Annotated in this window: 23 protein-coding genes; 9 read left to right on the top strand and 14 right to left on the bottom strand. The window is 70.0% G+C overall.

The genetic code is table 11. The features are described from left to right. Nucleotides 1-231 precede the first annotated feature (231 nt). The 6 genes from ACFE7U_RS10945 to ACFE7U_RS10920 all read right to left on the bottom strand — a co-directional run bounded on the left by ACFE7U_RS10945 (nt 232) and on the right by ACFE7U_RS10920 (nt 5,435). Nucleotides 232-471, bottom strand: a complete 240-nt coding sequence (locus ACFE7U_RS10945; RefSeq protein ID WP_375409755.1) for a hypothetical protein — start codon at nt 469-471, stop codon at nt 232-234. Nucleotides 472-594: 123 nt separating this feature from the next. Further along, nucleotides 595-1,548: a DMT family transporter gene (locus ACFE7U_RS10940; protein WP_375409756.1), complete on the bottom strand. Its 954-nt coding sequence runs from the start codon at nt 1,546-1,548 to the stop codon at nt 595-597. Nucleotides 1,549-1,805: 257 nt separating this feature from the next. Further along, nucleotides 1,806-2,912, bottom strand: a complete 1,107-nt coding sequence (locus ACFE7U_RS10935; protein WP_375409754.1) for a DUF2125 domain-containing protein — start codon at nt 2,910-2,912, stop codon at nt 1,806-1,808. 153 nt (nt 2,913-3,065) lie between these two features. Continuing rightward, nucleotides 3,066-3,434, bottom strand: a complete 369-nt coding sequence (locus tag ACFE7U_RS10930) for a hypothetical protein (protein ID WP_375409753.1) — start codon at nt 3,432-3,434, stop codon at nt 3,066-3,068. Nucleotides 3,435-3,742: 308 nt separating this feature from the next. After that, nucleotides 3,743-4,486: a TerC family protein gene (locus ACFE7U_RS10925; RefSeq protein WP_375409752.1), complete on the bottom strand. Its 744-nt coding sequence runs from the start codon at nt 4,484-4,486 to the stop codon at nt 3,743-3,745. A 4-nt stretch (nt 4,487-4,490) separates the two neighbouring features. Next, on the bottom strand, nt 4,491-5,435 hold the full coding sequence (locus ACFE7U_RS10920) for a lipid kinase (protein WP_375409751.1): 945 nt from the start codon (nt 5,433-5,435) through the stop codon (nt 4,491-4,493). 491 nt (nt 5,436-5,926) lie between these two features. On the opposite strand from ACFE7U_RS10920, the gene ACFE7U_RS10915 reads away from it, so the two are divergent. From ACFE7U_RS10915 to ACFE7U_RS10905, 3 genes are all read left to right on the top strand, one after another. Continuing rightward, entirely contained in the window at nt 5,927-6,736 is an 810-nt protein-coding gene (locus ACFE7U_RS10915) for a hypothetical protein (RefSeq protein WP_375409750.1), read from the top strand. 10 nt (nt 6,737-6,746) lie between these two features. Beyond that, nucleotides 6,747-8,108 carry a nuclease gene (locus ACFE7U_RS10910; protein WP_375409749.1) on the top strand — a complete coding sequence of 454 codons (1,362 nt, stop codon included), beginning with the start codon at nt 6,747-6,749 and terminating at the stop codon, nt 8,106-8,108. A gap of 114 nt (nt 8,109-8,222) precedes the next feature. Continuing rightward, entirely contained in the window at nt 8,223-9,503 is a 1,281-nt protein-coding gene (locus ACFE7U_RS10905) for an MFS transporter (protein WP_375409748.1), read from the top strand. 3 nt (nt 9,504-9,506) lie between these two features. Here the strand turns inward: ACFE7U_RS10905 and ACFE7U_RS10900 are convergent, their stop codons facing one another. Continuing rightward, nucleotides 9,507-10,067, bottom strand: coding sequence for a L,D-transpeptidase (locus tag ACFE7U_RS10900; protein WP_375409747.1), 561 nt, complete (start codon nt 10,065-10,067; stop codon nt 9,507-9,509). A 364-nt stretch (nt 10,068-10,431) separates the two neighbouring features. Here ACFE7U_RS10900 and ACFE7U_RS10895 point away from each other — a divergent pair, with 364 nt between their 5' ends. The 4 genes from ACFE7U_RS10895 to ACFE7U_RS10880 all read left to right on the top strand — a co-directional run bounded on the left by ACFE7U_RS10895 (nt 10,432) and on the right by ACFE7U_RS10880 (nt 13,718). Next, a complete protein-coding gene (locus tag ACFE7U_RS10895; RefSeq protein WP_375409746.1) occupies nt 10,432-11,118 on the top strand; it encodes a response regulator transcription factor in 687 nt (228 codons plus the stop codon). A gap of 170 nt (nt 11,119-11,288) precedes the next feature. Continuing rightward, the gene (locus ACFE7U_RS10890; protein WP_375409745.1) at nt 11,289-11,741 is read left to right on the top strand and encodes a cyclic nucleotide-binding domain-containing protein; all 453 of its coding nucleotides are present in this window, start codon (nt 11,289-11,291) and stop codon (nt 11,739-11,741) included. An 85-nt stretch (nt 11,742-11,826) separates the two neighbouring features. Continuing rightward, nucleotides 11,827-12,681: a 2,3,4,5-tetrahydropyridine-2,6-dicarboxylate N-succinyltransferase gene (gene dapD / locus ACFE7U_RS10885; RefSeq protein ID WP_375409744.1), complete on the top strand. Its 855-nt coding sequence runs from the start codon at nt 11,827-11,829 to the stop codon at nt 12,679-12,681. 158 nt (nt 12,682-12,839) lie between these two features. Beyond that, a complete protein-coding gene (locus ACFE7U_RS10880) occupies nt 12,840-13,718 on the top strand; it encodes an alpha/beta fold hydrolase (RefSeq protein ID WP_375409743.1) in 879 nt (292 codons plus the stop codon). Between the two features lie 35 nt (nt 13,719-13,753). Here the strand turns inward: ACFE7U_RS10880 and ACFE7U_RS10875 are convergent, their stop codons facing one another. From ACFE7U_RS10875 to ACFE7U_RS10845, 7 genes are all read right to left on the bottom strand, one after another. After that, a complete protein-coding gene (locus ACFE7U_RS10875) occupies nt 13,754-14,506 on the bottom strand; it encodes a lysophospholipid acyltransferase family protein (protein WP_375409742.1) in 753 nt (250 codons plus the stop codon). Nucleotides 14,507-14,605: 99 nt separating this feature from the next. After that, nucleotides 14,606-16,375, bottom strand: coding sequence for a gamma-glutamyltransferase (gene ggt / locus ACFE7U_RS10870; protein ID WP_375409741.1), 1,770 nt, complete (start codon nt 16,373-16,375; stop codon nt 14,606-14,608). Next, complete coding sequence (gene rlmN, locus ACFE7U_RS10865) at nt 16,344-17,633, bottom strand: 23S rRNA (adenine(2503)-C(2))-methyltransferase RlmN (RefSeq protein WP_375409740.1); 1,290 nt, start codon at nt 17,631-17,633, stop codon at nt 16,344-16,346. Before rlmN ends, ggt begins: the two co-directional genes overlap by 32 nt. 119 nt (nt 17,634-17,752) lie before the next feature. Further along, nucleotides 17,753-18,163, bottom strand: coding sequence for a hypothetical protein (locus tag ACFE7U_RS10860; protein WP_375409739.1), 411 nt, complete (start codon nt 18,161-18,163; stop codon nt 17,753-17,755). 181 nt (nt 18,164-18,344) lie between these two features. Then, entirely contained in the window at nt 18,345-19,040 is a 696-nt protein-coding gene (locus ACFE7U_RS10855; RefSeq protein ID WP_375409738.1) for a uracil-DNA glycosylase, read from the bottom strand. Continuing rightward, nucleotides 19,040-20,572 carry a bifunctional metallophosphatase/5'-nucleotidase gene (locus ACFE7U_RS10850; RefSeq protein ID WP_375409737.1) on the bottom strand — a complete coding sequence of 511 codons (1,533 nt, stop codon included), beginning with the start codon at nt 20,570-20,572 and terminating at the stop codon, nt 19,040-19,042. The genes ACFE7U_RS10855 and ACFE7U_RS10850 overlap by 1 nt, the downstream gene beginning before the upstream one ends. Before the next feature lie 106 nt (nt 20,573-20,678). Continuing rightward, nucleotides 20,679-21,632 (bottom strand): class I SAM-dependent methyltransferase, encoded by a 954-nt coding sequence (locus ACFE7U_RS10845; RefSeq protein ID WP_375409736.1) that lies wholly within the window; start codon nt 21,630-21,632, stop codon nt 20,679-20,681. A 145-nt stretch (nt 21,633-21,777) separates the two neighbouring features. On the opposite strand from ACFE7U_RS10845, the gene hemH reads away from it, so the two are divergent. Beyond that, nucleotides 21,778-22,860 (top strand): ferrochelatase, encoded by a 1,083-nt coding sequence (gene hemH, locus ACFE7U_RS10840; RefSeq protein WP_375409735.1) that lies wholly within the window; start codon nt 21,778-21,780, stop codon nt 22,858-22,860. Between the two features lie 101 nt (nt 22,861-22,961). After that, nucleotides 22,962-24,119 (top strand): ATP phosphoribosyltransferase regulatory subunit, encoded by a 1,158-nt coding sequence (locus tag ACFE7U_RS10835; RefSeq protein ID WP_375409734.1) that lies wholly within the window; start codon nt 22,962-22,964, stop codon nt 24,117-24,119. Nucleotides 24,120-24,152: the final 33 nt, after the last annotated feature.

Genomic DNA, 24,152 nt, shown 5'->3' with positions numbered 1-24,152 from the left:
CCACCGGCGGCTGGCGGCTCTACGTCGAATGGCGCCCGCCGACGCCCCTGCCCCCCGGCGACGTCGTCCTTCGGGCCCGGCTGATGTTCGGTGGACGCGCCGTCAGCGAAACCTGGGACTCGATCGTCTGAACCATCGGGCGGAATACGACATCGGGTCGATGCCGTGGCGACCAGGACGGACATCGCGTGCCGATGCCGGCAGGCGTTATCCGTCGCCGGATGGCGGGGTCTATCGCGTGCGGGCGTCGCGGACCTTGCCCCGCGCCGCGCCGGCCTCGTCGAGGGCCATGTAGGCGGTGCCGCGGGCTGTCGATCCGGTAACGACCTCATACTCGCGCGAATCATTGTCGGTCAGGTATGTCGGAACGTCGACATGGGCGCCCCAGACGTCGATCGAGCGGGGACTGGCGGTGGCGCTGCCGGCGGCAAGAGCCAGGGCGACGGCTGCGATCGAGAGGGACTTGAGCATGACGGAATCTCCTGAAGCTGTGGCATGCGCCGGACCATCCGGGCAGCTGCAGGTGATTTCGATCGATGGCTCACGGGCGTTACCGCACCCGTTTCATCGGGGTGCCATGCCGCACGCGGGCGCCTAACCGGGCAGCGATTCCTTCGAACGACGCCGCCCGAGGCGCTCGGCGATGAGGATGCCGCCGAGCACGAGGGCGAGCGCGAGGCCGTCGTGCCATCGGAAGGGCTCGCCGACGAGCACCACGGCGAGGAACGCCCCGAAGACCGGGACCAGGTTCACGAAGACGCCGGCCCGGTTCGGGCCGATGAGCTCGACCCCGCGCATGAAGGCGAGTTGCGAGCCGAGCGACGGTCCCAGGGCCACGAACACAACGATCGCCCAGCCCTTCGGCGTCGGCCAGATCAGGTTGCCGGCGGCCCATTCCACGGCCAGGAGCGGCAGCGAGGTGAGGAAGGCGGCCACCGCCATGGCGGAGAAGAAGGAAAACCCGGAGACCGGAGGCCGGGAGGGCAGCGCGACGGTGTAGCCGGCATAGAGCAGGCAGGCGACGAGCATGAGCACGTCGCCGCGGTTGAGCGCCAGGGTGGTGAGAACCGACCAGTCGCCATGGGTCGCCGCCACTGCCGCACCCATCAGGGTCACGGTGACGCCGAGCGCCTGGAACGGGCTCACGGTCGTACGGCTCACCACATAGTTGGCGAGGATGACGAGAACTGGCAACGCGCCCTGGAACAGGGCGAGGTTGAGCGTGCTGGTGTAGTTGCCGGCGGCGTAGAAGAGGCTGTTGAAGGCGGTGTAGCCGCCGGCCCCCATGAGCAGGATGCGCAGCCATGACCCGGAGAGCTGGCGCCAGTCCCGCCGGATATCGGACCGGGCGATCCCGAGGAGCACGCCGCAGACCATCGTCCAGCGCAGGCAGGTGAGGGCCTGGGGCGAGACCTCGCCCACGGCCCATTTGCTCATCACCGCGTTGCCGGCCCACAGCATCGCCGTGAGGGTGAGGAGAGGGTAGGCGGCGCCGACGGCCGAGGCGGCCTTGGTCGTCGGCAGGATCGAGGGTTCGGGAGCCGCCATCGGGACCTGCTCTGACAAGGGCCTGTCCGGAGGACCCGGCACGGCAACGGAACCAGGAGCGATCCGGTTGCCGGCAAGCCTCGCTCCTCGATGCTCCTATGCGCCCGAAGCGGATGCTTTGCGCCCCCTCGCCCTGCAAATCTGCCGTCCAGATTCGGAATGAGGACGATCAACCTCATGGAATTCGTCTGATGCTTCGCTCAGACGGCGTGCGGGCTTGCTGACTCGATGTCCGCTTCGATCGAGCGGAGCTCACATCAGTAGAGCGCCGGCACGACGACGTTCGGGATCGCGAAAGGCCCGAGCAGCAGCCGACCGTCGGCGAGCCGCAACGGAGGCAGCGGCTTCAGGGCCGCATCGGCGGAGGCGGCCGGTGCCTCAGCCTTGGAAGGGCGGCCGCCGGAGAGGAGCTGACCGAGGAGACGCCCGACCAGGGCACCGCGCTCAGCGCCGATGCGCTGGCCCATGACCTGGCTGATCAGAGCTTCGAGGCCGGCGGCGCGCATGTCGATGTCACCGGCCGGGCGATGTTCCTCGTCGAGCACGATCTTCCCGCTGGCCTGGAGCCGGCGGTCGCCCTTGGCGAGGGACAGAAGCGCGATGTCGAGGCGCCCGCCCGCCTTGCGCCACGCCTCGAGTTCGCGGGCGACCTCGCCGGTGCGCAGATCAGCGGCCCGATCGATGGTCGCGTCGAGGGCGAGGTCGAGGGGATCGGCGTTGCCCAGCAGGGGATCGATCATCGGCACCGCCGCTTTGGAGAGGCGCAGGCTGAGATCGACGGCCCCGTCGGTGGCGAAGCGGGCCGGCGTCGGCCGCGCATGGGCTTCGAGATGATCGCTCGCGAACCCGATCGGCTCCGGGCCGGTGCCCCGGATCGTGCCCTTGGCGCCGTTCACGACCAGCGAGGCGCGCGTGAACCCGTCGGATGCACCGTGGAAGCTCGCCTCGAGGTCCTTCCAGGTTGCGTCGGCGCTCAAGGCCCCCTGCTCGACATGGAACGGGCCGGAGACCTGCAACAGACCGTGGCGCGGCTGGTAGACCTGCACCAGGGCGGTGAGCGGGCCGAGGGTGAAGCGGCTATCGGCGCGGGAGAAGGCGAGGGAGCCGCAGCGCAGTTCGAGCCGGAACGGGTAGCCGGTGACCGAACGGTCGGCACAGGTCCAGCTCCGGCCCGCCATCGCTTCGCGGGCGAGCCAGGCATCCATCTCGTTGGTCGCCCGGCCGCGGATCCAGAACCAGGCCACGGACCACAAAACGACGAGAAGGCTGAACAGGATGAAGGGCAGGAACAGGCCGATTCGGCTCGGCGCCTTCCCGACCCGCGCCGCTTCGTGCACCCCAGCGTTCCCAGCGTCAGACGCCATCGCTCTCGTTCCTCGGCGATTGCCCTTGGCGATCGGCCGAAACCGCGGCGTCTCGCGAAAGGCCCGTCTTGGACGAGCCTGGACCCAGGATGCAAGCGTGAGCGAAGCCGCGTCGCAGAACGATCGCCCTCGACCTCAACCCTCCAGGTCGTCTCAACCCTCCAGGTCGGCCGTGGTCGGGCTGTCGAGATCGGCGACGATGGCGCGGCGCTCGGCCTCGTCCTCGGCGAGGCGGTGGACGTGCATCTCCGTGGCGCCGTCCTTGCGGGCTCGGGCGACCCAGTTGTGCAGGCGCTCGCGCGGCGTTCCTCCAGCCGTGGAGACCGCCACGAGCTCGGCCACCCCGGCGGCATCGCGGCGCACCGCCATCACCACCGCCTCGCCCATCTCGGCAAGGTCCGGCTCCACGAGGTCGTGGACACCGACGACGTAGCGGCGTCCGGAATGCCCACGCCACGCGCTGAGCGTCAGAGCCGGCGTGCCGCGCAGGCCAGCCGTGGATCTCAGGCGTTCTTCACGCACGTCCAATCTCCGTGACCGATCGTCCCGCAGGTCGCGCAGGGCGGCCGACCAGGACAGAGCTCTCTTGTTCGCCATATGTTCTCAATTAATCTTAACGGTTCCCGAGCGTCAAGGGCGACGCCCAACTGTCTGAAAGATGGGGTCCCGGAGGGTTATCCACAAGCACCTCGCACCCGGAGCGATTCTCGAAAATCGCCCCTTGCGTGATCTCGGAAAGCAAGGGGACCCACCCGGAACGGCCGCAAGGGGGCGCCGACTTATCCACAGCCTGGTCGCGTCCTGCCGCACCCGGCAGGACGCGGGGTTCCTCAGAGGTTCCCGGTCTTCGCCCGGCGCCGGCGCCGGACCAGGATGTTGAGCCCCTCGACGCCCGCCGAGAACGCCATGGCGGTGTAGATGTAGCCCTTGGGCACGTGGGCGCCGAAGCCTTCGGCGATCAGCGTCATGCCGATCATGATGAGGAAGCCCAGCGCCAGCATCACCACGGTGGGATTGTTGGCGATGAAGCGCGAGAGCGGGTCGGCGGCGAGCAGCATCACCGAGACGGCGACGAGGACGGCGATCACCATGATCGGCACGTGATCGGTCATGCCCACCGCGGTGATGATGCTGTCGATGGAGAAGACGAGGTCGAGGACCAGGATCTGCCCAATCGCCGCGGCGAAGCCGATCTGCGCCTTGCCGCCGACGGCCTTGTCCTCGGGCTCCGGATCGACGGAGTGGTGGATCTCCTGCGTCGCCTTCCAGAGCAGGAACAGGCCGCCGGCGATGAGGATGAGGTCGCGCCAGGAGAAGGCCTTGCCGAGGACCTCGAAGACCGGCTCGGTGAGCTGGACGATGTAGGCGATCGACGCCAGCAGCCCGAGGCGCAGGATGAGAGCCAGGCCGATGCCGATGCGCCGGGCCTTGGTCTGGTGCTCCTCGGGCAGCTTGTTCGTCAGGATCGAGATGAAGATGAGGTTGTCGATGCCGAGCACCACCTCCATCACGATCAGCGTGGCGAGGGCGGCCCAGGCGGCAGGGTCGGCGGCGAGTTGAAGCAGGCTGTCCACGGCGTCAGGATCTCGAGGCGAAGGGGAAAGGCACGTTCAATCCCGGCAGGATCGGCCGGGACGCGGACGGATCGGGGGCGAAGATGCGCACGGCGCCCGGCACGACCTTGAAATGGGCGGGCGTGTGGGTGGAGAGCTCGCCGTCGGTGTTGACGGGGCGCGGACGCCTCGTCCTCACCACGATCTCCTTGGTCTGAAAGGCGCGCACGTCGGCGGCGCGCCCTTGCGTGCCCTTGCGCAGGGCCGGCAGCAGCGCGAGCAGCCGCCACCAATGAGAGACCTCGAGACTGTAGAAATCGAGTTTGCCGTCGTCGACGCGGGCGGTCTCCTCCACGGTCATCCCGCCCCCGTAATGGCGGCCGTTGCCAACGGAGACCTGGATGGTGGTGACCCTCTCGGTGCGCCCGTCATGCTCCAGGATCACCCTGAAGGGGCGCACGCGGCGCAGCACCCGGATCGCCGCGATGGCGTAGCCGAGCGTCCCCCACCGCTTCTTCGATTCGGCGGTCAGATCCCCAGCGAGCTCGGCCGAGAAGCCAATGCTCGCCACGTTGAAGTAGTAATGCCCGTTGACCCAGCCGAGATCGGCCGGACGGGCCTCCTCGGTGGTGATGAGCTGGGCGGCCGCGACGGGATCGAGGGGTAGGTCGAGGGAGCGGGCGAGGTCGTTGGCGGTGCCGAGCGGCAGGATTCCCAGCGGCAGGCCCGTCTCGACGAGGGCCGGGGCGGCCGCGTTCATGGTGCCGTCGCCGCCGCCCAGGATGACGAGATCGCATCCTTCCGCATGGCGCCGGATCACCGCGGTGCAGTCCCCGTCCCCCGGAGGCTCGAAGAGATCGATCCCGCCCGAGCGCAGGGCATCGCGGATGGCGTCGAGCGGCACGGTGCCGTTGCGGGCATTGGGGTTGACGAGAAGGAGAGCACGCCGCTCCGACGGAGGCGCGTTCACCACGACGGGCTCTCCCGTCGGTGAGGCTCGTGGGCAGGCCAAAACATCATGATCACGCGGTGACGTCCCTCCGGTGCACTCGCGCAACGGCGTTGCGCGAAGGCAGAGAAGGGGTCCGACATCGCGGTCGACACGTCCACCGCCAGAGGGGCCCGGACCCAACGGAGAGTGACTTGGGTGTTTCGCCGGCGATGACAACCCCAAACTTCGATAACGCCGAGCTTCGTTCCCCAATCCCCGTTTGCCAAGGCTCGATGGCAAGTTCGATGGCAGGTCTCGATGGCAGGTCTCGCCGAATCGCCAGGACGCTCTCGTCGAGCCGACGCGGCGGGATACGGGCAAAGCGGGGAGAACCCACGTTCTTGGTCCCGCAATGGAACCTGAGACGGTCCTGCTCATGTTGATCGGTGTCGGATCGGATTACTGTCCGGCTTCGGGCAGGGCGCGGTCCTGCCGATCCGTCCGTCGTCCGCGATCCCGGTGATGATGCCATGCGCGACCACCTGATCCTCGTTTCAGCCAGCTTGCTCGCCGGGAGCCTGACCTTCGGATCCGCCCTGGCGGAACCGCGGCCGGGCTGGGTCGATCCTCCGTCGAAGCCGGCGGCCCAGGCCACCCCGTCGGCCGAGCCGGACAAACCCGCCGCGCCGGCGCTGAACGAGTCGCCCCGGGCCTCCGCACGGAGAACCGCGCAGGACACGGTCGCCGGATCATCGCGGCCGACGGAGGCAAAGATCAGCCGGCGGCGGGCGGCATACGCGGGTGAGACCCGGCGTTCGATCCGCAAGACCCCGAGCCGTCTCGTCTTCAACCCGAGCCCGCCTTCGGGCCCGGCACCGGCGGTGAATGATCCGCGCTTCCCCGAATGGGCGAGCCAGGCGCAGCGCCTCACCCTCGATTACCTCGACAACGTCTCCGCCCCCAACGCCGAGAGCCTGGCGAGAGCGCAGAATTTCTACGCGTCGCACGTCCGGCGGTTCGGACGGACCGAAACCCTGGCCTCCTTGCTCGCCGACAAGCGGCGCTTCGCCCAACGCTGGCCGGAACGGCGCTACGCGGCTCAGCCCGGGGCGATCCAGACCTCGTGCAACGCGGCGATGAGAACCTGCATCGTCCGCGCGACCTTCGACTACCGGGCTCAGAACCCGGCCCGCGGAACGCGCTCGCAGGGTATCGGCGAGCTGGTGCTGGAGATCAGCTTCTCCGAGGGACGTCCGGTGATCGTCGCGGAATCCGGCCGCGTCCTGCGCCGTGCCGCCTCGGCGACCCTGGTTGACGCGCGGGCCAAACCGGGCGCCTAAGACGCGACTCATGTCCCTCGATACCGCCCAAGATCCGTCCGCCCACGATCCAGCCGACGCGCAGCCTTCCGACGACGCGGTCACGGGGGATGATGCCGTTTGGGAGAGCCAACGCGCTGCGATCCGGGCGCAGATCGAAGCCGCCGTCGCGGAGGCCCGGCCCCATCCTCTCGCCCGGCGCACCTTGGCGCTTCTCGTCGAAGCCGAGGTCGACGTCATCGCCGAGCCTCCGGGCTACCGGGTGGTCGACCGGCGCGGCACCGCGCGCCAGGGCCCCGACAACGAAGGCCCTGAGACCCTCGCGGACCTCATCGGCAGGTTGCGCAGTCGTCATCCCGCGCTGTTCCAGCCGGCCGAACCGGAACCCGTCGTCGCCGATGACCCGCAGCCGCCTGCCCCGGCAGCGGAAGGAGCGGCGACACGGGTCTGGACGGAGCAATCCGCCCGCGCCCGCTCCCTCGTGGCGGCATCGGGCACCCGTGCCCGGACCCTGGCGATGTCGGCGCGAGCCCGCCTGACGCAGGTACGGACACGGGTGGAAGAGCGTTTCACGCCGGCTCCGCCGGCGGAGGGAGGCGCAGGATCGGCTGACTTAGCAGTTCCGCCCGCGCCGACGGGGGACCTGTCCGTCAAGGCCGATCGTCTCGGCGGACAGGCCCGCGTCGCCGCTTCGCGCCTTCGCGACCGTGTGGGCGCGATGTCCGCGGCAGCGGCCGCCCGCGGGCGCCTGGGTTGGGACGACACCCGGGATGCGCTCGGCGCGGGCGGCATCCTGCGCCGGCCGTCCACGATCGCGGCCCTGGCCGGAATCGGCATCCTCGCAGTCGTCGTCCTGGCGATTAGGGACGACGGGTCCGACGTCGCCCAGATCCCGGCGTCCGTCCCGGAGACGGCGCCCGCCACCCCGCCCTCCGCCCAGGTGAAGCCCGGCCCCGCCGATCCCGCACCTGCATCCGCCGGCCCGGTTCCGGACCCTGCTCCGGCCAAACCGCCCGTCCCGGACGACGAGCCGGCCCCGGACGACGCGCCGATGCAGGCGGAAGCGGCGCCGCAAGCCGGCGAGATCGCCGGGCCGGCCGAGGTGATCGACACCGCGACGCTCAAGATCGGCGGACGGGTGGTGCGGCTATTCGGCGTGGTCTGGGTTCGCGGCGGCCAGCGCGAGGAGCTGGCGCGCTACCTCGGCAAACGGCCGGTCACCTGCCAGCCGGTGCCCGGCAGCGACGCGCATCTGTGCTCGGTGGATGGACGCGACCTGTCCGAGGTGGTGCTGTTCAACGGCGGTGGCCGCGCCTCCCCCGAGGCGACGCCGGACCTCGTGGCGGCGGAGGACCGCGCCCGGAGTGAGCGCCTCGGCGTCTGGGCGCGCTGAGCGCACCGGCCCTGCGGGGCGGGGGCTTGTCGGATGCCCCCATGGCGGCCTATCGGGCATGGCCTATCCAGCATGGCCATCGGGCCCGTGCCGAGCGGCCGTCGCGAGGCCGACATGCCCACATCCCCTTCGACACGACTCGCCGCCGGACTCGCCGAGCGGGGCGTCCATTACGGATGGGTGGTCGCGGGCGTCACCTTCCTGACGATGCTGGTCACCGCCGGCGCGGTGGGCGCGCCGGGCGTCCTGATCCTGCCCTTGCAGCGCGAGTTCGGATGGGACACCAGCACGATCTCGGCGGCTCTGGCGGTCCGCCTCGTCCTGTTCGGCCTGATGGGGCCCTTCGCGGCCGCCCTGATGAACCGCTACGGGCCGCGCCGCATCGTGCTGTGCGCGCTCCTGCTCATCGCCGGCGGGATGCTGCTGTCGCTCGGCATGAGCCAGGTCTGGCAACTCGTCCTGCTCTGGGGCGTGGTGGTCGGCATCGGCACGGGCCTCACCGCCCTGGTGCTCGGGGCGACGGTGGCCACGCGCTGGTTCACGGCCCGGCGCGGCCTCGTCGTGGGGCTCCTCACGGCGAGCTCGGCCACGGGCCAGCTTGTGGTGCTGCCGGTGCTGGCCGCGTTGACCGAAAGCCTGGGCTGGCGGGCCGCCCTCATCCTCGTCTGCAGCCTGCTCGCGCTGACGGGCCTCGCCGTCCTGCTGCTGATGCGCGACCGTCCCGAGGATCTCGGGCTCTCGCCCTACGGCGACGCCGCCCCGACCGGGGCTCCGCTCCCGACAGCGAGCGCGGGAAGCGCCATCGCGGCCCTGCGGGAGGCGGCGGCAACGCGGGTGTTCTGGGTGCTGTTTTCGACCTTCTTCATCTGCGGAGCGAGCACCAACGGGCTGATCCAGACCCACTTCATCCCGCTCTGCGCCGATTACGGCATCGGCCCGGTCCAGGGTGCCTGGGTGCTGGCCGCCATGGGCGCCTTCGACTTCGTGGGCACCGTCGCCTCGGGCTGGCTCTCCGACCGCTACGACAACCGCTGGCTCCTGTTCTGGTATTACTCCTTGCGCGGGATCGCCTTGATGTGCCTGCCGTTCTCGGACTTCTCGCTGGTCGGCCTCTCGTTCTTCGCGATGCTCTACGGCCTCGACTGGATCGCCACGGTGCCCCCGACGGTGCGGCTCACGGCGGCCCGGTTCGGGCGGGAGCGGGCCAACATCGTCTTCGGTTGGATCTTCTGCGGCCACCAGCTCGGGGCGGCGAGCGCGGCCTATGGGGCGGGCGTGTCGCGCGACGTCCTGGCGAGCTACCTGCCGGCCTTCTTCACGGCGGGCGCCCTCTGCCTGTTCGCCGCTGCCGCCATCATGACACTGCAGCGCGTCAGGGTCGCGGCGGCCCGGTGAACCTCAACCGATCCGCAGGCGGGTCCGGGGCCCGAGGCGACGCAGCAAACGCAGCAGATCGGCCCGCGCCAGGGCGACACAGCCCTCGGTGGGCGGATATCCCGGCCGGGCGACGTGAATGAAGATCGCCGAGCCTCGGCCCGGACGGATCGGACCGCGGTTGTAGTCGATGTCGACGACGAGGTCGTAGAGCCCGTCGCCGCGCCACATCTCCTCGGCACTGACGCCGGGGCACGGCAGCGTCAGTGGCCGGTTGTAGCGGCGGTGGGAGGGCGCGTCGCACCAACCGTCGTGCGGGCGCGTCGGCCGGATCGGCAGCGCGGTCACCGGGCGGACCTTGAGATGATCGGGCCGATAGACGGCCGTCCGCAGCCCGAACCGGCCGCGCGGTGAGGCCCCGTCCCCCTCGCGCTTGCGCGTCGCGATGCCGCTGCGGCCGAGGGCGCAGGGGATCACCAGGGGACCGGCGAGGAGTTCTCCCCGCTTGCGATCCCCGACGAGGGAGCGCACGCGCAGCGCGGCGAGGGTCATGCGTTTGAGCCGTGGGCGGGTCAGTCGGGTCATGGGACCGGTTATCGTCCCAGACGATGGGCTGAGGCCAGAGACGGATCGTCGAGCGACACGGGTGGTTAGCGAAACCTTTCGCCGCCTGAAGACGTAACGACACGGACAGGATTGTGTGCAATCACTCTGCCCGCATCGACAGGGATGATTTCCTGATGAGTGAAATGCGTTACGTAGGGGTGAAGGCGCGTCACGGAGACGGGTGAGCGCCCCGAGTTCCGGTCACGTGGGCCGGTTCGACGCCGGTTTCCGTCTTGCGCGTGTGCCCGACGCGCGATGTCGAACCGGCAAGGGCCGGCCTCCGTCCTGCCGAGATGGAAGTTCTGCCGAGCCGAACGTCTTGCGTCTGAGAGTGTTTCAGTCGATGCCGAATGCTTACCGCCTCCTGGTCTGTGATGACGACCTGTCGCTGCGCGAGACGCTCACGGAACAGCTCGACCTCCACGACGAGTTCGTCGTCCTGCCCGAGGCCGACGGGGCCGGCGCCATCGCCCGGGTCGCCTCGGACCGCATCGATCTCGTGGTCATGGACGTGCGCCTCCCCGACATGGATGGACGTGAGGCGGTGCGGGCCATGCGCCGCAATGGCTATCGCGGCCCGGTGATCATGCTCACCGCCCAGGTCTCGGAGGAAGACACCGTCGAGGGACTGGAGGCGGGTGCCAACGACTACGTCACCAAGCCGTTCAAGTTCGCGGTCCTGCTCGCGCGCATCCGCGCCCATCTTCGTAGCCACGAGGCCAGCGAGGATGCCGTCTTCCAGATCGGCCCCTACACCTTCCGTCCCGGCGCCAAGCTGCTCGTCGGCGAACGCGGTTCCAAGCTGAAGCTCACCGAGAAGGAGACCGCGATCCTGCGCTTCCTCTACCGAGCCGGGCGCGAGGTGGTCGGCCGCGAGACGCTGCTGGCCGAGGTCTGGGGCTATAACGCCCAGGTGACGACCCACACCCTCGAGACGCATATCTACCGCCTGCGCCAGAAGATCGAGCCGAACCCGGCGCTCGCGGCGATCCTGGTGACGGAGGCCGGCGGCTACAAGCTGCTGCCGTAACGCCGTGTCCCTCGTGGCTCGCGAGCCCCGGCAGCCGGAAGGCTACGCCCTCGGTTTCCCCGAGGAATCGATCCGAGACATGGATCCGAGACATGGACACCTTGTTTCGGGCAGAATGGCGCGGAGGCACAATCCTAGAGCATCGGACAAGCCAGAGGATCGGTGAAGCGGTGGGGCTCGACGACGACATCGCGATCCTGGCGGCGGCGCCGTTGTTCGGCTTCATGAGCCGCGACGCCCTCCGGCTGCTGTCCTTCGCCGCCGAGCGGCGCAGCCTCGACGCCGGCGACCTCCTGTTCGCCCGCGACGAACGGGCCGACGGAGGCTTCGTGGTGCTCTCCGGGTCCATCGCGATCGCGCCGCGGTTTCCCGGGGGCGAGCCAGTGCTCGCCGGCCCCTCCACCCTGATCGGACGCCTCGCCCTGTTCCTGCGAAGCGAGCGGCCGAGCGAGGCCCGGGCGACGGCACCTTCGGAGGTCCTGCGCATCACCCCGACGCTGATGCGGCGGGTCCTCCAGGAGTTCCCCGACGCCGCCGCCGCGATCGAGGCGGACCTCAGTGAGGATCTGGCCGCCTTCTCGGCGGATCTCGCCGCGATGGGGCCGAGATTCGCGGCGTCCTGAACCGATCCGGCGCGGGGCGGCGGCGGGTGACAGGGACGGGCGGCTTTTGTAAGCACGGTTCCATCGCACCCCACCGGAACCCACGATGTCCCAAGCCGACACCCACGCCGATCTGGCCAGCGCCATCGAGACCGCCTGGGAGGACCGAGCCTCCATCGACGCCGGGACGAAGGGTGCCGTGCGCGAGGCCGTGGAGACGGCCCTCGACATGCTCGATTCCGGCACGGCGCGGGTGGCCGAGAAGGTCGGCGACGAGTGGCAGGTCAACCAGTGGCTCAAGAAGGCGGTGCTGCTCTCCTTCCGCCTCAACGACATGGAGATCATCCATGGCGGCCCCGACGGGGCGAACTGGTGGGACAAGGTGCCCTCGAAGTTCGAGGGCTGGAAGAAGAAGCAGTTTCGCGAGGCCGGCCTGCGGGCGGTCCCCGGAGCGATCGCGCGCCGCGGCGCCTACATCGCGTCGGGCGTCGTGCTGATGCCCTCCTTCGTCAACCTCGGCGCCTATGTCGGCGAGGGCACGATGGTCGATACCTGGGCGAGCGTCGGCTCCTGCGCGCAGATCGGCAAGCACGTCCACCTGTCTGGCGGTGTCGGCATCGGTGGCGTGCTGGAGCCGATGCAGGCCGCGCCGACCATCATCGAGGACAATTGCTTCATCGGCGCCCGCAGCGAGGTGGTCGAGGGCGTGATCGTCGGCGAGGGCAGCGTGCTCTCGATGGGCGTCTATATCGGCGCCTCGACCAAGATCGTCGACCGCACCACCGGCGAGGTCCTGTACGGCCGCGTGCCGCCCTACTCGGTCGTGGTCTCGGGCAACATGCCGGGCAAGGCGCTGCCGGACGGCTCGCCGGGGCCGGGGCTGTACTGCGCCGTCATCGTCAAGCGTGTCGATGCGGGCACCCGCGCCAAGACGGCGATCAACGAGTTGCTGCGAACCTGATCCTTTGCCCTCGACCGCACCGGGTCGAGGGTGCCGGCCGCCTGGGCGGCGACGCGCGGTCGCGCTCTGGAGGATAGGCCAAACTCCAGGGCCGCTGGCAGGGCCACTGGCAGGGCCACTGGTAAGAATCGGAACCGGCGCGGGAGCGGACGAGGGTCATGATCGAACCGGCAGTGTCCGCCCGAAGCTTCAGCCTCACGGTCGCGGGCCGTGTCCTGCAGATGCCCTGCGACGTGGTCGGCAGCGGGCCGGACGCGCTGCTGCTGCCGGCCCTCTCGTCGATCTCCGCTCGTGCCGAGATGCGGCCGCTCGCCAAGGACCTCGGCCACGAGTTCCGCTGCCTGATCCCCGATTGGCCCGGCTTCGGCAACCAGGCGCGGGCGCCGCTGCCGATGAATCCCGACACGATGCACGCCTTCCTCGACGCGCTGTTCGTGGAGAAGCCCGGCCCCTACGCCCTGGCGATCGCGGCCGGGCACGCGGCGCCCTATCTCGTCGCGGCGGCGCGCCGGCATCCGGGCCTGTTCGGGCGGATCGTCCTCGTGGCCCCGACCTGGCGCGGGCCGCTGCCCACGGCGATGGGCCCCGAGCGCCGCGGCCTGTTCACGGCCCTGCGCCGGGCGGTGGAACTGCCGCTCGTCGGCGACGCGCTCTACCGCATCAACATCAGCCGGCCCGTGATCAGGATGATGATGCGCGCCCATGTCTATGCCGATCCCGACCACGTCACGCCCGGGATCATCGCCGACAAGCAGGCCGTGACCCGCCAGATCGGCGCGCGCTTCGGCACCGCGGCCTTCGTCACCGGCGGCCTCGATCCCTACGAGACCCGCGAGGCCTTCCTGTCGCTGTTCGAGGGTCCCGGCCTGCCGCCGATCCTGGTGCTGCGGCCCGAACGGGCGCCGCGCCGCTCCGGCGCCGAGATGGACGCCCTGATCGCCACCGGTCGCGTCAGCCGGGAATCGGTTCCCGGGGCGCTCAGCGCACATGAGGAATATCCCGGCGAGGTCGGCGAGGCGATCCGCGCCTGGGGATGACCCGTGACCGCCTCCCTCCGCTTGCGGGGAGAGGTTCAGGCCGTCCGACGCGGCTCCGGTACCGCGACCTGCGGTGCGATCGGCGCGGCCGCGATCAGCGCGTCGGAGGCCGCTTCGAGCCGATCCTGCAGATGCGCCAGGAAGGCGGCGCGTTCGAGCCCCGGCGCGATCGGCGGCAGGAACGCGATCACCGTGGTGCCGGAGCGCCGGACGAAGCTGCGGCGGGGCCAGTACAGGCCGGTATCGAGCGCCACGGGCAGGCAGGGGACACCGAGCGCCGCGTAGAGGTGGGTGATGCCGAGCTTGTACGCCGGAGGAGCCCCCGGGGCCCGGCGAGTCCCCTCGGGGAAGATGATGAGCTGGCGGCCCTCGCGGATCGCTCCTGCGGCCGCTTCGTTCATCGTCGCCATCGCCTTGGCGCCGCGGTTGCGGTCGATCGCCACCATGCCGCTGCGCGAGAGGTACCAGCCGATCAGCGGGATCCACATGAGCTCGCGCTTGAGGATGTAGGTGAAGTTCGGGAGGACCGTGAGGAGGGCCAGGGTCTCGAGGGCGGATTGATGCTTGGCCGCCACGAGGCAGGCGCCGGCGGGCCGGTTCTCCAGCCCGCGGAATTCCACCTCGATGCCGGCCACCACCCGCAGCAGCCACAGGGTGGTCCGTCCCCAGAGCTGCGCCAGCCGGACCACCGCCCGACGCGAGACGAGGGTCGGCAGGCCCCCCAACGCGATCAGCGCGGTGGCGAGATAGAAGGCGAGGTTGAAGGCGAGCGAACGGAGGACGAGCATCGGCGACCCGGATCAGGCTGCCCCGCCGAGGACGGGGTCGGCCGACGGGTGTAGCGCGCCGGCCAAGCCTTCACCATCGCCCAGGGCGGCTCGTCGGTCTCAATAGCCATCCGCGAGGGTACCGCGCTGGCGCGGGTCGGCCGCACCCGCGAGCAGGCCGTCGACCGCCATGACCGAGTTGGCGGAGCCGGAACTCCGCCCGACCACGACGCGGTGGCCGCGGGCGCGCAGGAGCGCGAGGGTGTCGGGCGAGATCCCCTCCTCGACGGTCAGCACGTCGGGCCGCCACTGGTGGTGGATGCGCGGGGCCGCCACGGCCTGGGCGAGGTTGTGGCGGAAATCGACGAGGCCGACGATGACCTGCAGGACCGTCGAGATGATGCGGCTGCCGCCGGGGCTTCCGGTGACGAGGACGAGGTGGCCGTCCCGGAACAGGAAGGTCGGGGTCATCGAGGAGAGGGGGCGCCCCCCGGGCGAGACCGCGTTGGCCCGGCCGCCGACGAGGCCGTAGGCGTTCGCCGCACCGACCTTGGCGGAGAAGTCGTCCATCTCGTTGTTGAGGAGGACGCCGGTCCCCTCCGCCACGAGGCCGAGCCCATAGGAGAAGTTGAGGGTCGTGGTGTTGGAGACCGCGTTGCCCTGCCCGTCGACGATCGAGACATGCGTCGTCTGGTCGGATTCGTGGGCAAGCGGATCACCCGACTTGATGCTGTCGGCGGTACGCGCCCTGGCGGGATCGATGGCTGCCCGCAGGGCCGCGCCGTAGGCTTTCGACGTGAGTCCCCGGACGGGCACCTCCGCTCGGGCCGGGTCGCCGAGCCAGGTGGCGCGGTCGGCATAGGCGGGCTTCATCGCCTCGGCGAGATGGTGGAGGGCGTCGGCGCTGCCGGCCCCCATCCGGGCGAGATCGAAGCCCTCCAGGACGTTGAGGATCTCGATGAGGTGGATACCGCCCGAACTCGGGGGCGGCATCGAGACGACCTCGTAGCCGCGGTAGCTGCCCCGGACCGGTTCACGGATCTCGGTGCGATAGGCGGAGAGATCATCCGCCGTCATGATGCCGCCCGCTCCCCGCACGGCGGTGGCGACGCGCTCGGCGACGGGGCCGCGATAAAACGCGTCGGGTCCCTGCTCGGCGATAGCCTTGAGGGTGCCGGCGAGGTCGGCCTGGACGAGCCGGCTGCCGCGAGGCAGCGGTGCGTCGCCCGAAAAGAAGATCGCCCGGCTCGACGGCCAGCGCCCGAGGAGCCCGGCCGATCCGGACAGTGAATCGGCGAGCCCGCCCTCCACCGGGATGCCGTCGCGGGCCAGCGCCTCGGCCGGGGCGATGAGCTCGGCGAGGGTGAAGCGGCCCGAGCCGTAGAGGCGGTGCGCCTCGGCGAGACCGCGCACGGTGCCCGGCACGCCGACGGCCTTGCCGCTTCGGGTGGAGGCGGCGCGGTCGGGTTCGCCGCGCGCATCGAGAAACATGTCGGGATGGGCAGCGGCGGGTGCGGTCTCGCGGTAGTCGATGGCGACGGTGGCGGCCGGGTCGGCGCGGTGGATCAGCATGAAGCCGCCGCCGCCGAGGTTGCCCGCCTGCGGCAGGGTCACGGCGAGGGCGAAACCGACCGCCACGGCCGCATCGACGGCGTTGCCGCCCTTCTTCAGGATCTCGACGCCGACGCGGGTCGCCAGGGCGTCCTGGGATGCCACCATGCCGTTGCTGGCGAGGACCGGCAGGACACGGGCATCGGCGGAGGGGATCGGCTGGGCGCGAAGAGGCGCGATGTCTCCGAGGAGCGGTCCACCGAGAAGAATCACGAACCCGGCAAGACAGAGGTGCCGGAAGGGAGCCCTAATCGTCGTCGCTCTCGTCGGGTGCCGCATAGAATCCTTCCGCACCCAGGCCCTCGTCCATCATCATGCGGGCGCGGGCCCGCAGCTTCTCGGTCTCGCTCTTCAACTGGCCGCAGGCGGCGAGGATGTCGCGCCCGCGCGGCGTGCGCACCGGCGAGGCGTAGCCGGCGTCGTAGACGATTTCGGCGAAACGCTCGATCCGCTCCCAGTCGGAGCAGGCATAGGCGGAACCCGGCCAGGGATTGAACGGAATCAGGTTGATCTTGGCGGGGATCCCCTTGAGGAGGCGCACCAGCTCGCGCGCATCCGCATCGGTGTCGTTGATGCCCTTGAGCATCACGTACTCGAAGGTGATGCGCCGGGCATTGTTGAGTCCCGGATAGGCCCGGCAGGCGGCGATGAGCTCGGCCAGCGGATACTTGCGGTTGAGGGGCACGAGCGTGTCACGCAGGTCGTCGCGGACCGCGTGGAGCGAGATCGCCAGCATGGCGTGCGCATCGGTGCCGAGCCGCTGCATCTGCGGCACGACGCCCGAGGTCGAGACGGTGATGCGCCGGCGCGAGAGCCCGAGCCCGTCCTGGTCGGCCATGACGCCGACCGAGTCGATCACGGCGTCGGCGTTGTAGAGGGGCTCGCCCATGCCCATGAACACGATGTTGGTCACCGCCCTGCGGGTCTCGTCGGCACCGGCCTGGACCGGGTTCTGGCCGGCCCAGTCGTTGAGGCGGTCGCGGGCCACCACCACCTGCGCGGTGATCTCGGCGGCGGTGAGGTTGCGCACGAGGCGCTGGGTGCCGGTGTGGCAGAACGAGCAGGTCAGGGTGCAGCCGACCTGCGAGGAGACGCAGAGCGTGCCCCGCCCGCGGCCGGGAATGTAGACGCACTCAATCTCGGCGCCGCGGTTGTGGTCGTGCCGGCCGGTGGACGGCATGCGCAGCAGCCACTTGCGGGTGCCGTCGCGAGACACCTGCTCGGTGACCACTTCGGGCCGGTCGAGGGTGTAGGCCTCGGCGAGCTGCGCCTTGAGACCCTTGCTGACATTGGTCATGTCGGAGAACTGGTTGGCGCCGCGCACGTTCACCCAGTGCCAGACCTGGGCGCTGCGCATCTTCTGTTCGCGCTCGGAGACCCCGATGGCGGCGAGCCGGTCCTTCAGGTCCTCGCGCGTCAATCCGACCAGCGAGGAACGGCCCGTTGGCACGGCCTCGGGCACGAAATCGGGGGTCTTCTCGATTGTCGGAACGGCGCGCGTCTCGCGCGCCGCGGTGTCGAACGACGCCGTCGCCATGGAATGTCAAAAGCCTTCGGACTGGGAATGCCAGCCCGATATAGGCGATTCCGGGCCGGAACGCGAATGGCGCACCGGCCGGGAGACGGAACCCCGTCAGGGGATCACGGATCGAAGCCCTACTGGGCGGGTTTGGGCTCGACCTGTCCGGCAGCGGCGGCCGGCAGGAGGACGTCCTTGGCCACCGTGCCTTCGGGACCGTATTCCCCCGCCACCGCGAGGCACGAGCGCTCCCGGTTGAGCTGCATCTGGTTGGACATCAGAGCGAACATCGTCTGGACCTTGGCGCCGAAGGGGCCACGCGGGGCCACGTCCTTGGGATCGACGTTCTGCTTCTGGAGCAAGGCGTCGAACTGGTCGACGCCGATCCGGTAGCCGCAGACATTGGCGGCCGAGAAGATGTAGGCGGCGAATTCGAGCGCCTTCGGGTTCGGCGCGTTGCGTATCTGCGCTTGGGCGAGGCCGGGGGCGCACAGCAGCGCGAGGCCGAGGGCAAGACGGATCGGGAAAAAGGGCGATGGCGTGGACATGGTGGATGTTTCCTCGTCGCGCCGTGCGGTCCTTGCCTTGTGCGGCCCGCTTCGGCTGAGCCGACATAGGTCGCGCGGCTTCGCGAGCCAAGGGATTCCGCCGGACCGTGGGGACGCAGGGCTTTTCGGACCAGGACCTGACGGGGACGCGGGAAAGATGCCGCTTCGAGCGAATGCGGTCTCAGTCGAGGCGCCAGTCGATCGGCGCAATGCCGCGCTCGCCGAGCCACGCATTGGCGCGGTCGAAAGGCCGCGAGCCGGAGAAGTCGCGCAGGCGGTTCAGGGGCGAGGGATGGCCGGACTCGATGACGCCATGGCGGGTCCGGTCGACGAGGGCGGCGCGGGCGCGCGCCTGAGCGCCCCAGAGGAGGAATACCACCGGTCTCTCGCGCGCGGACAGGAACGCCACGACCTCGTCGGTGAGCGCCGACCATCCGTAGTGCAGATGCGCCCCGGCCCGGCCGGCCTCCACGGTCAGGGCCGCGTTGAGGAGGAGAACGCCCCGCTCGGCCCAGGGAGTGAGGTCACCGCGGGGCGGCACCGGAATCCCCCCTGGCGCCTCCGCCAGGATCACCTTGAGGGAGGCCGGCAACCGGCGCCTTCCGACATACGAGAAGGCGAGCCCATTGGCGTCGCCGGGGGTCGGGTAGGGGTCCTGCCCGAGGATGACGGCCTTCACTCCCTCGGGAGGGGTCAGGCTCAAGGCGTTGAACACGTCGTCGGGACGGGGCAGGACCGTCGCCCCCTCGGCGATCCGCGCATCGACCCTGGCGGCGACCGCGTCCGCCATGCCGCCCGAGAAGAACGGCAGGGACGACCATCCGGACCCGGATGCGCGAAAACGGCGGAGGGCCGCGGTGAGCGATCCCTCGGCCATCACCGGACCACGATGCGCCCCTGCGCCTCGACGTTCAGGGGGGCGGTGTCGCGGATATAGGTCATGACCTCGCTCGCCATCAGCTTGCCGTCGCTGGGGGAGACCAGGGTACGGCCCTGCGACAGCACCACGTAGTTGTTTCCGCCATCGAACAGGAAGCTGTTGGAGGCGACGGTGTAGTCGCGCGCCTCGTCGAGGGGCACGCCCCCGACCTCGATCGCGCTGATCCGGCGCCCGGTCGGAGCGGAGGCATCGACCGTGACGACGAGGCCCGAAACCTGCGGGAAGCGTCCGGATGGGCGCCCGAGCTCCGAGAAGCCGGCTTCGAGGAGGCTTCGGATCTGCGCCCCGTTCAGGGAGACCAGCACCGTGGTGTTGCCGAAGGGGAGCTCGCTCAGGATGTCGCGCCGGGTCAGCACGGTGCCGGCCGGATAGAGCTTGTCTCCCCGGATGCCCCCACCATTGGTGACGGCGATGTCGGCCTTGAAGCTCGCCCGCAGGGCATCGGCCACGAGGTTTCCGAAGCTCGCCTCGCGCGCCCGCACCGTTGCGACCCGGCTGTCGAGGTTCGCCTGCGTCGCGCCGACGGGGATGTCGAGCTCGCGCGACAGCCGATCCTCGAGCCGGGACACGATGGCGCCGGCTTCCGCGTCGGGCGGCACGGTGCTGGTGTCGTGGATGCGAAAGCTCGCCCGCCAGGCGACCAGGCGCGTCTTGCCCTCCCCGCTCACGGTGGCGAACACGTCCATCGCGGTGACGAAGCGGGCGTCGAAACTCGATTCCACCATGGCGCGCTGGCCGTCGTAGCGCACCACGAGGTCGTGGTCGTGGCCCGAGAGCAGGATGTCGACGAGGCCGCTCGCCAGGATGGCATCGTCGAGGATGCGCCCCGTATGGGCGACGCAGACGACGAGGTCGGCGCCGGCCTCACGAAGAGCGGGCGCCTCGCGGCGCAGGGCGGCGAGTTCGGGCTCGAAACGCAGGTCGCCGGGGCTGGATTTCTCGGAAGTCGTCGAGAGCGTGATCCCGACGAGCCCGACCCTGATGCCTCCTAGCGTGACGAGAGTGCTGTCGCGCAGACCCTTCATGGGGCGGCCCTGCTCATCGCGCAGGTTGGCGGCGAAGACGGGGAAGTTCGCCTCGCCCATCCGCTGCGCGAAGACGGCCGGACCGAAATCGAACTCGTGGTTGCCGGGTACGAAGATGTCGGGGGGCGCCAGGTTGAGCAGTTCGACGATATGGGCGCCGCGATCGAACCCCGACATCAACGAGGGAGAGAGCGAGTCGCCGGCATGGGCATAGAGCATCGGGACGCCACGCGACCGTTCGGCCCGGACCACGGCGGTGAGGCGCGCGAAGCCGCCGCGGCCGTCGACCTCGCCCATGCGGTAGACGTCGTTGACGAGGAGGAGCGTGAAGGTCGGTTCCTGGACCAGGATGTTGGGCGCGGCATGAGCCTCGCCGGCCAACCCCGTCGCCAACCCCGCTCCGAGTCCGAGGCTCAGCGTCTGGCGGCGGTTGGGAAGGGACATGGTTCACACATCTCCGAAGCCGTGGCGTTGACGATCAGGATCCCGTCTTAGATCGACGACCATGAAGGCACGACAACAGGGTGACGGCCGATCCGGGGAGAGAGGCCTATTTCGACGCGAAGGTATCGCGCACCGCCTTGGCATTCCGTCGCAGCATCGGCATGACCCAGGCGCCGGAGGCCAGGAAGGCCGCCGCCGGCATCGGCTCGAGATCGATCGCGAGCCGGCCGGCAAGACCGGGATTGGCGAGAGCCGGCACCGGAGCATCGGTCCTGGCATAGACCACCGTGGTATCCTCCCGCCAGAAATCGGGATGCGGCACGAGGCCGGCCCGGCGCGCGGTGAGATCGAGGGTCTGGCGGACGAAGCCGTGGACATGGGCGAAATGGAAGCGCTCGTGCGGCGGCTTGCCGGTGGCGGCCATGTTGGGCACGGCGATGTAGAGGAGCCCGTCGGGCTTGAGCCAGCGGGCGAGGCGCTCGGCGACATTGGCGGGATCGCGAAGGTGCTCGAAGACGTGATGGGTCGTGATGACGTCGAAGTGGCCGGCGGGAAACCGGTCGTCGTCGGCCTCGTCGAGGACGTCGACCCCGTATTGCGAGCGCGCGAAAGCCGCATAGTCACGCCCCGGCTCGACACCGACGGCCTCGCAGCCGAGATTGCGCACCGCGGCGAGGAACTCGCCCGACCCAGAGCCGAAATCGAGCACGCGCGCGCCCGGCACCAGCTTGGGGGCGAGGAGCGTCGCGCGGAACTCGGCCTCGCGGGCGCTGCGCTTGAGATGGTGCCGCGGCGGCCCGCCGGCGAAGGCGAGCTGGTAATCCGCCCGGTAGGCATGGGCATAGTAATGCGCCAGCTCGTCGGGGGTCGGCATCGGATCGGTGCGGATCAGGCCGCATTGCACGCAAGCCACGGAGGTCAGCGTCTTCAGGCGGCGGTCGCTCTTGGCCACCACCACCGTCTCGGCGCAGGTGCAGAGATTGCAGGCCGTCGCTTCACCCTTGTACGGGTAGCCGATGAACGGCACGAAGTGGTTGAGGAAGTACCGGGGAGACGGCATGTCGCGCCTTGATCGATCGCCTCATCGCTGGCAGGGCCTGTGATCTAGATAGATATGCCAGGGCACACAACCGTGATGCCGAGGCGGCCGGCCACGCCCGTCCGTTCCGGGGCGGCCCAGCGGACATTGCGATGCGGAAAACATCATGAACGAACGCGTCGAACCGGCCTCGCTGGGGGCGAACCAGCCGTTGGCCCCCGCCGGCACCCTTCCGGGCAGCTTGCCCACCGAGCACCCGCCCGTGCGCTGGGGCCGGGTCGGCGTGCTCCTGATGAATCTCGGGACGCCCGAGGGCACCAGCTACTGGCCGATGCGGCGCTACCTCAAGGAATTCCTCTCGGACCGGCGCGTCATCGAGGTGCCGCGGCTGATCTGGTGGCCGCTCCTCAACCTCGTGATCCTGACCAAGCGCCCGGGGCCGAAGGGCCGCGACTACGCGAGCGTGTGGAACAACGAGCGCAATGAGGGTCCGTTGAAGACCATCACGCGGGGCCAGTGCGAGCGCCTGCAGGAGATGATGGGCGAGCGCGTCGTGGTCGACTGGGCGATGCGCTACGGCAAGCCCGAGGTGTCGCTGCGGCTGCAGGCCCTGCTCGACCAGGGCTGCGACAAGATCCTCCTGGTGCCGCTCTACCCGCAATATGCCGCCGCGACCTCGGCCACCGCCTGCGACCAGGCCTTCAAGGCCTTGATGCAGATGCGCTGGCAGCCCACCGTGCGGGTCTCGGCGCCCTATCACGACGACCCGGTCTATATCGAGGCGATGGCGCAATCGATCCGCGAGGGGTTGGCCAAGCTCGATTTCGAGCCGGAGGTGATCCTGACCTCGTTCCACGGGGTCCCGAAATCCTACCTCCTCAAGGGCGATCCCTATCATTGCCAGTGCGTGAAGACCGGCCGCCTCATCCGCGAGGCCTTGGGCTTCTCGGCCGAGCATATGCGCACCACCTTCCAGTCACGCTTCGGCAACGAGGAATGGCTGCGCCCCTACACCGACGAGACCGTGCAGACTCTCGCCAAAAGCGGCATCAAGCGCATGGCGATCGTGGCGCCGGGCTTCACCGCCGATTGCCTGGAGACGCTGGAAGAGCTCGACGGCGAGAACCGGCACTATTTCGAGGACAATGGCGGCGAGCACTTCGCCTACATCCCGTGCCTGAACGACAGCGAGCTCGGAATGAAGGTGATCGCCAACGTCGTGAACCGGGAGCTGCAGGGCTGGGCCTGACGGCCCAGGGCTGAGCCGTCAGGCCGCTGTCGCCAAACATCGCCGGGGTTGATAAGGGCTTGAGTCGAGATGACGAGCCCCACCGAGGCGGCGAGCGAACCATGACGATACCGGAGGCGGGCGGCGCCATCGAAGAGAGCCAGGCCCAGGCGCGCCTGCTCGGCCACCTCGTCGGGGCCGGCTATGCCGGCGTGACGCCGCCGGTGCTCCAGCCGGTCGAGCCGTTCCTCGAACTGTCGGGGGAGGAGATCCGCCGGCGCATCTTCGTGACCCAGGACGCAGCCGGGACCGAGTTCTGCCTGCGGCCGGAATTCACGATCCCGGTCTGCCGGCATCACCTCGCGCGGGCTTCCTCGACGAGCGCGGATTACAGCTATCTCGGGCCGGTCTTCCGTCTCGCCCGCGGCGAGCCGGACGAGTTCCTCCAGGCGGGCATCGAGTCGATCGGCCGGACCGACATCCCGGCGGCGGATGCCGAGGTGGTCGGCCTCGCGCTCGATGGCCTTGCCCTCCTCGGGCGCACGGATGTGGAGGTCCGCCTCGGCGACATGGGCCTGATCGACAGCTTCCTCGACGCGCTGGAGGTGCCGCCCGCGGCCAAGCGCCGGACAGTGCGGGCGCTGGCCGGCGGGCGCTCCCTCGACGAGGTCGCCAATCCCGCCACCGTCGAGGACCCGCATGCGGGCCTGCTCGCCGCGATCCAGGGTCAGGACCCGCGGGGCGTGCGGGCCTTCGTCGAGGACGTGCTCTCGATCGCGGGGATCTCGCGAGTCGGCGGCCGCAGCGCCGGCGAGATCGCCGAGCGCTTCCTCGCCAAGGCGGCGGCGCAGGCCAATGGCGGAACCGGGCTCAACGCGGAGAACCGCGCATTGATCGAGCGCTATCGCGCGATCTCGGCCGACCCCGACCGGGCCGCCTCCGAGATCCGCGCCCTGGTCCGGGACGCGCGCCTCGACCACCCTCCCCTCGACGAGGCGATCTCGCTCCTCGAGGAGCGCACCGGCTTCATGGCGGCGCGCGGGCTCGACGTCGAGCGCGTCCGGTTCTCGGCCGGGTTCGCGCGCAACCTCGACTATTACACCGGCTTCATCGTCGAGGTGAGGGCGTCGGGTTCCGATGCGATCCTCGTCGGCGGTGGACGCTACGACGGGCTGCTCCAGCATCTCGGCAGCGCCGTGCCGGTCCCGGCGGTGGGCTGCGCCTTCTGGCTGTCTCGGATCACCGCATCCGGACAGCCGACGCAGGCCCGAGGGGCATGACGATGTCGGACGCGAGTGGCGCGAAGGTCCAGG

It is taken from the genome of uncultured Methylobacterium sp. (assembly GCF_964251405.1).
GTDB lineage: Bacteria > Pseudomonadota > Alphaproteobacteria > Rhizobiales > Beijerinckiaceae > Methylobacterium.
This window is presented reverse-complemented; position numbering and strand designations above follow the sequence as displayed.